Here is a 12814-nt window from a genome sequence, read left to right on the forward strand (position 1 = left end):
TGAATGATAATCACCCTAATAAAAAGTACGTACTTTAAAGTACTATAGGTACTAAAAAGTAATATTTATATAACCTAGCTTATTTTGCTCAAAAATTGAAATCTACATTCCATGAAAAAGACTTTCAAATGAAGAAATACACTTTCCCGTAGAGGCAACTTTAGAGAACATTACTTAAACATATAAAGGATCATGTTCATTACCACAGACAAATAATAAAAAGGCAAAAACGAACAGAAATGTGTTCATTTTTGCCTTTTTTATTTAATGATTAAAATGTACGACTTTTGGAAAGGAAATCTGCATTAGCTCCTGTTACACCACTTTGTCCCCAGTTCCCTGGAATCATTTCACGAATAAGAATTAGCACTTTATCCAAAGGTGCATGAGTATATTTAGATGTTACTTGTGTAAGTTCTTTTACCCACTTATCCTTTGTCTCTTGATCAAATGTATTCCATATATCAATCTTAATAATAGCCATTCCATTAACGTTACGACCTAGTGTATCGTAAGACTCTTTTGTCTCCCAATCGGACACCCTACTTTTCACAGCAAAGGTAGCATCACTTGCTACAGCCCCAGCTTTCCCAAAATTTTCTTTCTCAAGTTCCGTTATCAACACTTGAATTTTGTCAGGGACAATTTTTAATAGTTTTATTGTAAGTTCCGTTACATTATAAATAAATTCCTTCTTTTCTTCTGTTGACATGGTTGGCCAAGTATTTAGCTCAATTAATGGCATAGTGTTGCCCCCTAAAATTAATTATCTATTGACTAGTTACAACTATTGGTTCAAATGATTTTTAACTGCTCTTACTACCAATTCATGATCTTCTTCTGGTGGTAATCCTGAAACTGTTATCATTCCAATAACCCCTACGTTTTTTATTCTGATAGGAAAGCATCCACCAAACGCAGCATATTCCGAAGTATCTAAAAGATATTTTTCATTATATGAAATTCCAGTTATTTCACTTTGTATCTGCATATAATACGAGCTACGATCATGCAGGGAAACGACTCGTTTTTTACGCTCAATCCATTTCGTATTTTCCTCATTTGTCCCTGTCATCTTGAAATGAAATAATTGCACACCATTTTTCGTTATATCAACAGCAATCAATTTTCCCTCTCGCTTTGCTGTTTCAACGATAAATAAACCTAGTTGCAAGGCATCTTCATTTGTAAAAGAGGAAAATTGAAGTGTTTCCTCCTCTTTTAAAATTTGTTTACTTATTTCATTCAAATTTGAAGTGCTCATATCTTTAACCTCCATAATTGTTTTATGCCACACCGACATTTTTTCGAAATTATTAGGCCATATAGTACAACCCTTCAATCAATCTGATTCTAAATAAACTGCTGTAACATCGTTGGTAACTAGTAGTACCGTAAAGCTTGTTTTCTTCTTACTGGTGCTATTATGAATGATATTCAAAGTTATAAAAAGTACGCACTTTAAAGTGCTATAGGTACTTTAAAGTACTATTCTACTTATCCCTATCTTACAGAGACTATTATGAAATATATTTAACATCTTAAAAATGTATGTACTAAAGAATAATATTTTTAATCACTAACTTTTTTGATCAGTCGTTATAATCCAATTTCATCAAAATTTTTATCAATTATTACACTATCCAACAATAGGAGGAAACAAAGATGGATGAAAATATATCCAAAAGCTGAAAAGCAGTTGAGTCCCTTGAGGAAATAGTTATAATTCACTACTTATAGAAATAGACATACAAAAACGCCATCCTTTCCTATAATTTTAAAGAAAGAATAGCGTATTCTTTTCAAAAATGAGTTCTTTTATTGAGAAACTTTAATTCTATATCATACATAAAAGAGCAACCAGTGCTAAAACAGCTGGAAGTCCTTGTTTCACAATAATTGATTTATTAGATGTGAAACCTCCGAAAATAGCTGCTATCACCACACAAATCACGAAAAATAATTGGACCATATAACCAATTGGATTGAGCCCAAGTACAAGTCCCCAAATGAGACCAGCCGCTAAAAATCCATTATATAAACCTTGGTTTGCAAACATAATGGCTACGTTTCGATCTCCTTCTAAATGCTTCGGTAATTTGAAAGCACGTTTCGCTACTTTTGAATCAATAAAAAACATTTCAAGGATCATGATAAACAAATGTTCTAATGCTACGATCCCGACTAAAATAGCTGCGATTATTTCCACACTATTCTGCCCCCTACACTCTCTATTCTTTAATATTCTCTACATTTTTTTGCATCTGTAATAGAACATGAATAAGTATTTTGCGTTCTTCTTCACTGATATTTACGAACATTTCCTTCATAAAATGTTCCTTTTCTTTCTTAGAAGACTCGATTTGTTCTCGTCCTTGCTCACATAAACGAACAAGTGTTATACGGCCACCCTCAGGCTTCTTTCTTGTCAAAATATTAATTGATACATCAATTGTTGATATATCAATTAATATACATCTCTCTTTTTATTTTTGCAAGTTTTTTTGCTCAATTGGTTTTATTTTGTTCCAGCAACTTTAAACCAATTCAAAACATCAGTTCGCATTTCTAGAAATCATAATTACTTTAAGTTCATTCTGACAATCATATTTAACTAAATATATAAAAGAATTGAGTTATATCTCCATCAATTTATAAAAATTAATTTTTTCTAAAAACAGATACTTTACGTTTTTTATAGTAATAAAAATCATTTTTTTGTTTCAGAGGCAATCCATTTTGTTAGCCTGATGGGCATAAGATAGCACCCATATGGAGAACCAATTATCTTTCAAGAAGATGGCTAGAAATCTGGAATTGGTACAGGAGTTGCCTACTTCCCCGATTCAGATGGTACTAATTTAGAGCTAATTGCTCCAAAAGGTCCATTTAGACGTGAATAGTTAAAATAAATTAATACCGAAACAAGCCACCTTCTGCCTGGAAGGTGGCTGTTTGTCGGCAAGTTGATAGAATGACTAAAAAAGGACAAACTCTCCAATGTGAGAAGTTTGTCCAAAAAGTTTTTCATGTTAACTATTTTTACACTAATACGAATAATAGTGAATTAGAATAATGACTTAATACTTGCTAAGACAGTAAGTACACCTACAATAATAACAAATACGTTGCTCATTTTCCCTTTGTATTTAGCTAGTACTGGCACTTTTTGAATCGCATACATCGGTAATAGACATAAGATAGCAGCAACTAAAGGACCGCTTAGAGAATCAATAAGTCCAAGAATACTTGGATTTGTATAAGCAACAAACCAGCATGATAATACAACAAAAGTAAGAATTATTGTCTTAATTGTTTTTTCTTCAATATCTTTTCCACGTGATTTACCAAACTTAATAATCATGTCACGCATTACTTCAAATGCTCCTATATAATGGCCAAGGAAAGACTTTGTAATAGCCACAAAAGCAATAATTGGAGCTGCAATAGTGATTACAGGCGAATTAAGCTCATTAGCAAGATATGAAAGAATTGATAAGTTTTGTTCTTTTGCCATTTTTATATCATCTGGAGTCAAGCTCAATGCGCTACTCCAAACGAAGAACATAACAACAGCGAATGTCATGATATAACAAACCTTTTGTATTTGCGCACATTTAGCATCAGTGGCTTCGATTCCATACGTAGCTCTCTGTTTCACAACAAATGATGAAATCATAGGTGAATGATTAAATGAGAATACGATGATTGGTAGAATCATCAATATCGTCCCAAAATAGCCTGTTCCTGTTGAAGCAGTTGAAACAGCTGAAAAACTAAGCATTGACGTATTCCACTGTGGAATTAAAGATATTGCGATAAAAAGTAGAGAAACTATGAAAGGATACACTAACATACTCATTACCTTTACAGTAATATCTTGACCAAAATTCAGTATAGCGATAAGACCAAGAACTAATACAAGTGATAAAATAGCTCTTGGAGGTTCTGGCATGTGCAATTGATGCACGATAAAACTACTTGCAGTGTTTGTAAGCGCAACCGAATACATTAGTACGATTGTATAAATTGAACCGAAATATACGATGTTAAAAATGATACTCGCTTTATTTCCGAAATACTCTCTAATTGTACCTGTGATCCCCTCATCAGCAGAATTAGAAGCGTATATCATTTTAGCAAGTGCCCTATGTGAGTAGTACATAACTGGATATGCAAGCAATGTAATTAGTAGTAAAGATAATAAACCACCTGAACCTGCATTAATCGGTAAAAAGAGCACCCCTGCTCCAATTGCAGTTCCAAATAGACTGAGTGCCCATGTAGTATCCTGCTTATGCCACTTTTTCGGATCTGCATATTGCTCATTTTTTAGTGCAGTATTTTCAGCTTGAACTTCTATTTTCTTTGCAGTATTCCCGTTCATATAATAACTCCCCCTTGTATCTATTCCTGCATCTCTCTTTGCACCTAACAAATATTCCCTTTTTGGAAAATGAATTCCTTACAAGTTGCCCCACATTGTATGTCCTTCATCATAATGAATCCAAATTGAAACATTCGCTAATTAGCGTCCTAATATAATTGTTAGCGTTCACAAAAAAGTTTACTCGTAATATCCGCTCTTTATATAAAGACCCCTTAAGAGAACAATATAGAATAGACTTCATAAATACGTTGCAACATTTCTAATAACAGTGTATTACTTTAATGGTTTCTCTTTTTTACTTTTAAAAGTAATTTTAGCTAAACCGGCCTCTCTTCATTTGCGAGGCGTTTCTTTCTCAATTCTATACATTACTTTCATAACTTCGGTAGCACTGATGATATTGCTTACACAAGCCACTGAAGCACATTACATACATTTCGCCTCTAATCACACACCTTTCTTACTAATAATCGCATTTTTTATATTTACTCCAGAGATAATAAAATTTCTCTCGACGCCCTCATTATAACGTGTATATTTATAAAATTAATATTTTTATATTTTCAGAAATATTAAAGGGGAATAATTTTATATGGATAATATTTTACAGTTAGCATGTAGCCATTGTTTTTATCGCTTAAAGCTGAATTAGTTAGTAAAAAAATACAATAATACATTGTTTTTCTAGGTGACTTATTATAAAAATACTTATATCCCCTTTTATCAAAAAATTTTATTTTAAACATAAAAGATATTCTAATAAATAATTAATGTAGGTAAAAAGAAAAAAATCCCAAAATACAAAAACCAAATTTTAGGATATATATTATTAATATTGAATTCATATACAATTTAAAAAGCTACACTGAGCAAAAAACAAAAAAGCTGCCCCATATGGACAGCTCATTTACATAATTATCGTTATCAGGAATACACAAACAAATCACTTCAATATCATCTTAATTGTAGTTTGTTCGGCTCTTCTTCAGGGATATCTCTATGTTTGTAATGAATCGTTTTTACATCATTTCCTTTTATGCGAAAAGTAATTGTGTCCCATAAGGCGGATTGTGTGCACCCTCAAAAGTTTAAATTTTAAAATCCCTCATTAACTAGCTCTTTTATCGAGTTTAATTTTGAAGAAAGCTCGATAAACCATTCTTCATCCCCTGTTAATAATGCAAGATCTATAAGATAAAGGATTTGTTCCTTATTTATTACCTTTGATTCAGGGAGTTTGTTAACGTGTTTACTAAAGAGTAAAATCGCTTCGTTTATTGTGTACTGGCCGTCACGTTTCACAATACTAACTGTAACTATATCCTCTACATCATCAAGTGATACAATATAACCAACTATTAATTCACCTTCATTTGATATTCCACGAACCCAATCTCCTACTTTTAAAACATGATTATTATTTGACATCATACCGTTTCACCTTCCTATAAATATTTTTTGTGACGATAAAAAAGATATAAAAACAAATTATACTGTAATATTTTTCATTACATTTAAGTATTAAGAACTCACGGCTATATAATAATTAAGCCGCTTAACGCTCTTGATTGATAAGGTCAACAACTTCTTTCATTGTATAATTCTTTAAGTATTCACCTAGATGCTCTTCAGCACCTAAGAAAATAGCGAAAAGAACTTTTCGCATATTCGAACCTACAACACACTGATTGTTTGATTCTGGACACTTCGGCTGCAAAGCACCTTCAGAGGTTATCTGATAAATATGCCAAAGATTAATTTCATCTAAATCGCGAGCGAAAATAAAACCGCCACCAGTCCCCTCTTTCGATTGTATAAACTTATGTTTTTTTAACAAACTTAGTACTTTGCGAATGCGTACTGGATGAACGCCTGCACTTTCTGAAATAGCATTACTTGTTGACATCCGGTCTGGCTGTAAAGCTAAATAAGTTAAACTGTGTATGGCCAAGGTAAAGTCGCTGTTCATGATTTTCCTCCTACGATTAAAAATATTGTTTCTCATATATTAACATACTGTAGCCATAAATATTACAGATTGGTTAGAACGTTAAAACATGTGGACTGCTTCTTGCCATAAAAAATTAATTCCCTTATATTCTATCCCGTCCCACCTATATCTGATAACTTCATTTAGCTTTTTAAGTTAAAAAGAAAATTAAACACTCCACTGTTTCTTCACTTGTTCTTCTGCCAACTGTTCAATTTTTGTCCAAATCGTATCTTTACTCACAATAACATTTGTTTGATAATTTCTATCATTATAATTAACTGTAACACATACTTCAATCATCTTCTGCTTCCTCCTTTCAAGAAAATTTCTTATTTATATTTAATACCTGAAAAATTTTGAATTTAGTTATAATCTCTAGCATATAACTTCATTTTTTTAAATAATTAAGTTTAAAAACCCCACTGTTTCTTCACTTGTTCTTCTGCCAACTGTTCAATTTTTGTCCAAATCGTATCTTTGTTCACAATGACATTTGTTTGATAGTTTCTATCTTTATAATTAACTGTAACGCATACTTCTATCACCTTCAGTTTCCTCCTTTCAAAAAATTTCTCTTTCATACTATTACTTATTAATTAGCCAACTTTTGCAGTTCAATGTTTAAAAATGTTCGGACACTACGTGGTAAAAATTTGCGAATTTCTTCTTCGTTAAAACCAATTTGCAATCTTTTTTCGTCCAGCATAATCGGGCGACGCAACATTAGTGGATGCTCAATTATTAATGTATAAAATTCATTTAGCGAGAGCTCATCAATATTTATATTTAAGTCCTGAAAAGTTTTGGATCTAGTTGAAATAATTTCAGTAGCCCCCTCTTCAGTTAAACGAAGAATCGATTTAAGCTCATCAACTGTCATAGAATTTGATACGATGTTTTTTTCAATATAATCAATTTGATGCTCTTCAAGCCATGCTTTCGCTTTTCGGCATGAAGCACAGCTTGCTGTTGTATATAGAATTACCATATTTAACTCACTCCTTTAATGTTATTAAACGTACATTTTAAATATCGCTTATTGAAATGTATTAAAAAAAATTACAGTTTAGAATCAAATTCACATAATGTTAGTTATTCAGCAATGTTTCATTTATCTCTATTATTCATGCTACATTTTACAGACGTTAACAACTCACTTTTAAAAATCTTACTGTAATTTTAAACTTTACAGTTCAATTAATCAACTATTAAGTCTTGGATTAATTTTAATAACACAACAAATTATTCTCATGTAAAATTCCCCATAGCATGATGGCTCCTTCAAAGCACATTTCACGCATTTCTTGCTTACAAGTGCTATTATGGATTATATTCATCCTAATAAAAAGTACGTACTTTAAAGTGCTATAGGTACTAAAAAGTAACATATGCATTTTCAAGTGCCATTCTGCTTATTTCTCTCTTACATCGGTTATTATGACCGATATTTAGCACAATAAATAGTACGCACTTTAAAGTGTTATAGGTACTAAAAAGAAATAATTTTAGTATTACAACGGATGTAGGCTCACAACTGTAATCTAAATTCATCAAAGGAGTTTTTTTATGAAGACATATAATATTCCTGTAGAAGCGACTTTAGAAGTTATTGGTGGAAAGTGGAAGGTTGTTATCCTTTGTCATTAAAAAAAAGGAACAAAAAGAACGAGTGAATTAAAACGTTTAATGCCTGGTATTACGCAAAAAATGTTAACGCAACAATTACGGGAACTAGAAGAAGATGGTGTAATCCAAAGGAAAGTATATGACCAAGTACCACCGAAAGTAGAGTACTCTTTAACGGATTACGGTTCGTCTTTAGGAGCTATACTTGATTCCCTCTGTTCCTGGGGAGAAGTTCACCTTGAAAAAACCGGGAACACATCCATGCTGATTACTGCTGATGAATCATAACTGTAGAAGACATAAAATAGGTTGAGACAATACTTGCCTCAACCGTTTTTTATGTCTCTTTATAATTTTTTGCCGTAATGACTGTTTCAAACTCAAAGGTTTCCGGTAAATGATCTGCGTAAGAATATTCAAAAGTTCGTCCATCCGTTAAGTAAGCTACTTGCTCAACTCGCATTAGGAAATCCTGATTTGTTAAGTTCATAAACTGCTTTTCCCTATCATCTGGGCGAATTCCTTTAACCCTGACAACAGATGTCCCTACTTCAAGACCAAGTTTATTTTGAATATGTGAGTATATCGACTCCTCTAAAACAGAAGCCTCAACACCTGGGATAACCGAAATTGGCATCCATGTATGCTCCATAATCGTCGGAATGCTGTGAATGATGCGAAGGCGAATGATTTTATAGACGAAATCACCAATTGAAACTCCCAATTTCTCAGCAACTACTTCATCAGCACCTACAATCGCAAACTCGATAATTTTACTTTCTACCTCACTACCGTAAACAGCTTTCGTACCTGTTAAAGTTTGAATCATTCGTGCCTTTTCCTGCTGATGCCAATCTTGTACCACGGTTCCACTTCCGCGCCGGCGGATAATGTAGCCGTCTCTTACTAATAGATCCAGCGCTTTTTTAATCGTAAGTGCTGAAACATCGAATTCTTCAGCAAGGACGGAGCTACTCGGAATTTTTTCGTTGATTTTATATTCACCGTCTAAAATTTGCTGTTTAATCTTTTGATAAATGCCGAGGTATTTTACTTGTGTTGATCCGCTTGCCATTTCCATACCTCCTTTATACTGCAAACCCTCTTCTATTCATTCAAATGTAAAGCCTCAAGTTTGTAAACTGAAGGTGATGGGGCAGCAAATCCGTTTTCCAAGATTTCAATATTCGTTACTGCTTCTTCATCTTTCACAAGTTTTGGTGCACCATTTACAATTGTGTTATACGCTGCATCATAGAAACGACCGTAATCACCAAGCGGCGTTTTAATTTGTTTTTCAATCCAGTCACCATTTGCATTACGATATTTAGCAATTCCATAATACATCGGTGAATCTTCACCAAATCCTGCACTCTCAGGCATAATACCCGCTTTCAAATCATTTTCCTGCTGATCTTCACCATATTTAATAAATGATCCATTTGTTCCATGAACGATAAAGCGTGGATAATCTTTCGCTACGACATGGTTCGTTTTCAACTTAATCTTCAACTGATTTCCGTAATGTAAACCAACATCGAAATAGTTATCAACCGCACCGTCCATTTCATTATTACGAATATCGTATGTCACCGTATCTGGACGGCCGAATAGTGAAATCATGCGGTCCATCGTATGAATACCTAAACTATAAAATGAACCTTCTTCTTTTGGAGCTTCATGAGTGATTGAACCAGGACGGAAATAATCAATATGTGATTCAATCTCAATAATATCGCCAAGGAATCCTTGTTCAACTACTTGCTTTACAGCTAAAAAATCACCATCAAAACGACGGTTTTGATAAGGCATAACGACTACACCTTTCTCTCGTCCTAAAGCTAATAATTCTTTCGCATGTTCTACTGTATCGCAAAATGGTTTCTCAACGATAACTGATTTTCCGGCTAATATAACTTTTTTTGCTAATTCATAATGCGTATGTGCTGGCGTACAAATCGTCACAACTTGAATTTCTTTGTCATTCAACAATTCGTCTAAATCAGTAGTGAAGTAAACACCTTTTTCCTCATATGGAGCCGCTAATTTTTCATTTATTTGACGTACAAAAATTGTTTTTACTTTTATATTATTACGTGTCTTTAGATAAGGTAGGTGATAACGGTTAGCTGATTTTCCAAATCCAATAAAGCCCATTGTTAATGTCATGTTCTTCAACTTCCTTGCTCATAAATTTTCGTTTCTACATTTATTATATATTTTTATCTTTAAAAGTATATAGTTTTAATTTCAAAATTATATATCAAAAAGTCGAGAAAGAAATCATTTTCTGATTCCCATCTCGACTTTACGTTATAGACTTATATCCTATCATCATTTTATTTATACTCAATGACTTGAGAGCTACTTAGTTATATACTCTTATTCATACATATAAGAACGTGTCATCGGAATTGTATCATTAATCCCTTTTGTAAATACAAATTGATGTAAATCAATATTACCTGTAAAGAACGAAGCTGCACATGCATTTAAATATAAACGCCACATGCGGATAAATCGCTCATCTTTCGTTTTGCGAACTTCCTCTAGTACATTTTCATAATTTCGAGCCCAATGTTGTAATGTATTCCCGTAATGTCTACGTAAGCTTTCCACATCAACAATGAAAAATTGTTCGTTTGTCATGTTCGTGATTAATTCGTTAACAGCAGGAACATACCCACCAGGGAATATATATTTTTCAATCCAACCATTCGTAGCACCACCATTAGCCGGAGAAGTAATGCAATGCAGCAGAGAAATCCCGCCATCATTTAGTAGTTTGTTAACTGTTTCAAAGTATTGCGTAATGTTGTCTTTTCCTACATGTTCGATCATACCTACACTAACAATTTTATCAAATTTACGATTCTTAATATCGCGGTAATCAAGTAAAGATACTTCAACTAAATCCGTAAGTCCCTCTTGTTTAATTCGCTCGGAAGTCTTTGCAAATTGTTCCTCGCTTAATGTTACTCCCATCGCTTTCACACCGTACTGCTTAGCGGCAGCTGTAATGAGCTCACCCCACCCGCAACCGATATCTAATAGCGTATCACCTTTTTGAAGGTTCAACTTTTTCAAAATATGATTCACTTTATTATGCTGCGCTGTCGTTAAAGAATCTTGTTCATTTTGGAAATACGCACAAGAATATGTCATTGTCTCATCAAGCCATAATTTATAGAAATCGTTCCCAATATCATAATGGTGAGCAATATCTTCTTTATTTTTTTGTTTTGAGAAATTCCATTTACTTTTGAAATATTGCAACTTACTATCACCTAAAAAGCTATCCTGCCTTTTATAAATAGATTGAATTGCTTTTTCAAGATTACCCTCTATTTCAAGGTCTCCATTCATATATGCTTCACCGAATGCAATAGAAGGATCCTTAGCAATTTCTTTTTTTGAGAGCGGCTTATGGAATGTTATATGAAATTGAGGTTCCCCTTCGCCATATTGTATTGTTTCTCCATTCCAAAGTGTAATTTGAACTGGATCTGAAAACAGATTTTTAAGTATTTTTTTATAAAAAAGTTCTTCAACCATAAAAACATCTCCTACTAAAAAATTGAACAAAAAACTATACTAGTTAATAAGTCTTTTTGAACATAGCTTAAAATCGTTATGACTTCTTGCTACGAGTGTCATTATAAAACGGTTATATTATGAAGCATAGTACGTACTTTAAAGTGATGTAGGCACTTTTAAGTACCTATGACTGAAACAGGTCCTCAAAAATTTTACTTTTCATCATAACAACTTTCTAAAGTTTTAAAACGAAAAACACCACCTCGTCATTAGGTGGTGTTTTCAATATTACATATAGAGATTTCACTTAACTTCTGTGTTTTTTCTATCTATGCATCGTTCTCCCCACGCGGTTAATTGATTTAATACATTTTGTAAAGACCACCCATAATCGGTTAGGGAGTATTCTACTCGAGGGGGAATTTCTTTGTAAATTTCACGTGTAATCACACCATCTTCTTCCAGCTCACGTAGTTGCTGCGTTAACATTCTAACAGAAATTTCAGGCATCAAACGTTGTAACTCACTCGTTCGCTTCTTCCCTTTTGTTAAGTGACATAAAATAACGACCTTCCACTTTCCCCCGATAATTTCTAAAGTTGCTTCTATAGGTATATTATATTGTTTCACGCGATCTCCTCTCCTTTTTTATAAATTCCTTCTCTATTGTTACGTAAAAATAAATAATTTTCTATACGGCATATTTTAGTTCCTACAGCACAAAAAAGTACCTATATTACAAAAAAGTAATTATGCTGCTTAAAAATCTCCCTCTATACAAAAAGAAAAAACGAACATATTCTCGTTCGTTTTTTCTTTCTTTATTTAGCTGCTGTTATAAGCATAGACGTGTTACCATTCTTTTCAAGATGATTTTCTCCCCAGTTACAAAGAGAATCGAGTATAGCATCTAAAGAATGACCGTATTCGGTTAACGAATACTCTACTTTTGGCGGCACTTGGTTATACACTTTTCTCTCGATTACACCATCTTCTTCTAATTCACGTAATTGTTGCGTTAACATCTTTTGTGTAATACCAGACATTAATTGTTTTAATTCGCACGTTCTCTTTTTGTCTTTCTTTAAATGACAAAGGATAACTACTTTCCACTTTCCACCGATAACCTCTAAAGTTGCCTCTACAGGAATATTGTATGTTTTCATATAAAAATCTCCTTTAATAATTTTATAAGACAAATAAGCTAAAATATTTAAATATTACTTTTAAGTATCTATAGCACCTTAAAGTACGTACTTTTTATTGTA

General features: G+C 32.9%; 14 protein-coding genes and 4 pseudogenes. 2 read left to right on the forward strand and 16 right to left on the reverse strand.

Annotation, left to right across the window (positions count from 1 at the left end; translation table 11 throughout):
• Positions 1-271: 271 nt before the first annotated feature.
• The 4 genes and pseudogenes from DN407_RS16455 to DN407_RS32170 form a co-directional block, all read right to left on the reverse strand.
• The gene (locus DN407_RS16455) at positions 272-745 is read right to left on the reverse strand and encodes a tautomerase family protein (RefSeq protein WP_149216497.1); all 474 of its coding nucleotides are present in this window, start codon (positions 743-745) and stop codon (positions 272-274) included.
• Positions 746-787: 42 nt separating this feature from the next.
• Positions 788-1303, reverse strand: a complete 516-nt coding sequence (locus DN407_RS16460) for a heme-degrading domain-containing protein (RefSeq protein WP_113304360.1) — start codon at positions 1301-1303, stop codon at positions 788-790.
• A 534-nt stretch (positions 1304-1837) separates the two neighbouring features.
• A complete protein-coding gene (locus DN407_RS16465) occupies positions 1838-2209 on the reverse strand; it encodes a DUF1304 domain-containing protein (RefSeq protein WP_000402472.1) in 372 nt (123 codons plus the stop codon).
• A gap of 22 nt (positions 2210-2231) precedes the next feature.
• A pseudogene (locus DN407_RS32170) lies at positions 2232-2435 on the reverse strand (hypothetical protein); the annotation flags it as partial.
• 333 nt (positions 2436-2768) lie between these two features.
• Here DN407_RS32170 and DN407_RS16475 point away from each other — a divergent pair.
• Positions 2769-2903, forward strand: a pseudogene (locus DN407_RS16475) (VOC family protein); the annotation flags it as partial.
• A gap of 164 nt (positions 2904-3067) precedes the next feature.
• On the opposite strand, the gene DN407_RS16480 reads toward DN407_RS16475, so the two are convergent.
• The 7 genes and pseudogenes from DN407_RS16480 to spxA all read right to left on the reverse strand — a co-directional run bounded on the left by DN407_RS16480 (position 3068) and on the right by spxA (position 7371).
• Positions 3068-4387, reverse strand: coding sequence for an aromatic amino acid transport family protein (locus tag DN407_RS16480; protein WP_001014168.1), 1320 nt, complete (start codon positions 4385-4387; stop codon positions 3068-3070).
• Between the two features lie 957 nt (positions 4388-5344).
• A pseudogene (locus DN407_RS16485) lies at positions 5345-5478 on the reverse strand (DUF3888 domain-containing protein); the annotation flags it as partial.
• Positions 5479-5485: 7 nt separating this feature from the next.
• The gene (locus DN407_RS16490; RefSeq protein ID WP_000987462.1) at positions 5486-5821 is read right to left on the reverse strand and encodes an IDEAL domain-containing protein; all 336 of its coding nucleotides are present in this window, start codon (positions 5819-5821) and stop codon (positions 5486-5488) included.
• Between the two features lie 124 nt (positions 5822-5945).
• Positions 5946-6359 (reverse strand): Rrf2-family transcriptional regulator SaiR, encoded by a 414-nt coding sequence (gene saiR, locus DN407_RS16495; protein ID WP_001083465.1) that lies wholly within the window; start codon positions 6357-6359, stop codon positions 5946-5948.
• Positions 6360-6548: 189 nt separating this feature from the next.
• On the reverse strand, positions 6549-6683 hold the full coding sequence (locus DN407_RS16500; protein ID WP_000573530.1) for a BA3454 family stress response protein: 135 nt from the start codon (positions 6681-6683) through the stop codon (positions 6549-6551).
• A gap of 110 nt (positions 6684-6793) precedes the next feature.
• A complete protein-coding gene (locus tag DN407_RS16505; protein WP_000573515.1) occupies positions 6794-6928 on the reverse strand; it encodes a BA3454 family stress response protein in 135 nt (44 codons plus the stop codon).
• Between the two features lie 47 nt (positions 6929-6975).
• Complete coding sequence (gene spxA, locus DN407_RS16510; RefSeq protein ID WP_000236189.1) at positions 6976-7371, reverse strand: transcriptional regulator SpxA; 396 nt, start codon at positions 7369-7371, stop codon at positions 6976-6978.
• A gap of 578 nt (positions 7372-7949) precedes the next feature.
• On the opposite strand from spxA, the pseudogene DN407_RS16515 reads away from it, so the two are divergent.
• Positions 7950-8297, forward strand: a pseudogene (locus DN407_RS16515) (winged helix-turn-helix transcriptional regulator).
• A 49-nt stretch (positions 8298-8346) separates the two neighbouring features.
• Here DN407_RS16515 and DN407_RS16520 read toward each other — a convergent pair.
• The 5 genes from DN407_RS16520 to DN407_RS16540 all read right to left on the reverse strand — a co-directional run bounded on the left by DN407_RS16520 (position 8347) and on the right by DN407_RS16540 (position 12712).
• Positions 8347-9084 (reverse strand): GntR family transcriptional regulator, encoded by a 738-nt coding sequence (locus DN407_RS16520; RefSeq protein ID WP_016123066.1) that lies wholly within the window; start codon positions 9082-9084, stop codon positions 8347-8349.
• 32 nt (positions 9085-9116) lie between these two features.
• Positions 9117-10178, reverse strand: a complete 1062-nt coding sequence (locus DN407_RS16525; protein ID WP_016123067.1) for an oxidoreductase — start codon at positions 10176-10178, stop codon at positions 9117-9119.
• A gap of 213 nt (positions 10179-10391) precedes the next feature.
• Complete coding sequence (locus DN407_RS16530; protein ID WP_006924209.1) at positions 10392-11564, reverse strand: cyclopropane-fatty-acyl-phospholipid synthase; 1173 nt, start codon at positions 11562-11564, stop codon at positions 10392-10394.
• A gap of 285 nt (positions 11565-11849) precedes the next feature.
• Positions 11850-12176: a winged helix-turn-helix transcriptional regulator gene (locus tag DN407_RS16535; RefSeq protein ID WP_006924211.1), complete on the reverse strand. Its 327-nt coding sequence runs from the start codon at positions 12174-12176 to the stop codon at positions 11850-11852.
• 191 nt (positions 12177-12367) lie between these two features.
• Positions 12368-12712: a winged helix-turn-helix transcriptional regulator gene (locus tag DN407_RS16540; RefSeq protein ID WP_016123069.1), complete on the reverse strand. Its 345-nt coding sequence runs from the start codon at positions 12710-12712 to the stop codon at positions 12368-12370.
• Between the last annotated feature and the right edge of the window lie 102 nt (positions 12713-12814).

This window comes from Bacillus sp. JAS24-2 (assembly GCF_008274905.1).
Lineage (GTDB): Bacteria > Bacillota > Bacilli > Bacillales > Bacillaceae_G > Bacillus_A > Bacillus_A cereus.

Coding starts and splice junctions, on each gene's coding strand:
- DN407_RS16455 (WP_149216497.1), bottom strand. CDS start 745: ATGCCATTAATTGAGCTAAATACTTGGCCAACCATGTCAACAGAAGAA.
- DN407_RS16460 (WP_113304360.1), bottom strand. CDS start 1,303: ATGTCGGTGTGGCATAAAACAATTATGGAGGTTAAAGATATGAGCACT.
- DN407_RS16480 (WP_001014168.1), bottom strand. CDS start 4,387: ATGAACGGGAATACTGCAAAGAAAATAGAAGTTCAAGCTGAAAATACT.
- DN407_RS16490 (WP_000987462.1), bottom strand. CDS start 5,821: ATGATGTCAAATAATAATCATGTTTTAAAAGTAGGAGATTGGGTTCGT.
- saiR (WP_001083465.1), bottom strand. CDS start 6,359: ATGAACAGCGACTTTACCTTGGCCATACACAGTTTAACTTATTTAGCT.
- DN407_RS16500 (WP_000573530.1), bottom strand. CDS start 6,683: ATGATTGAAGTATGTGTTACAGTTAATTATAATGATAGAAATTATCAA.
- spxA (WP_000236189.1), bottom strand. CDS start 7,371: ATGGTAATTCTATATACAACAGCAAGCTGTGCTTCATGCCGAAAAGCG.
- DN407_RS16520 (WP_016123066.1), bottom strand. CDS start 9,084: ATGGCAAGCGGATCAACACAAGTAAAATACCTCGGCATTTATCAAAAG.
- DN407_RS16525 (WP_016123067.1), bottom strand. CDS start 10,178: ATGACATTAACAATGGGCTTTATTGGATTTGGAAAATCAGCTAACCGT.
- DN407_RS16530 (WP_006924209.1), bottom strand. CDS start 11,564: ATGGTTGAAGAACTTTTTTATAAAAAAATACTTAAAAATCTGTTTTCA.
- DN407_RS16540 (WP_016123069.1), bottom strand. CDS start 12,712: ATGAAAACATACAATATTCCTGTAGAGGCAACTTTAGAGGTTATCGGT.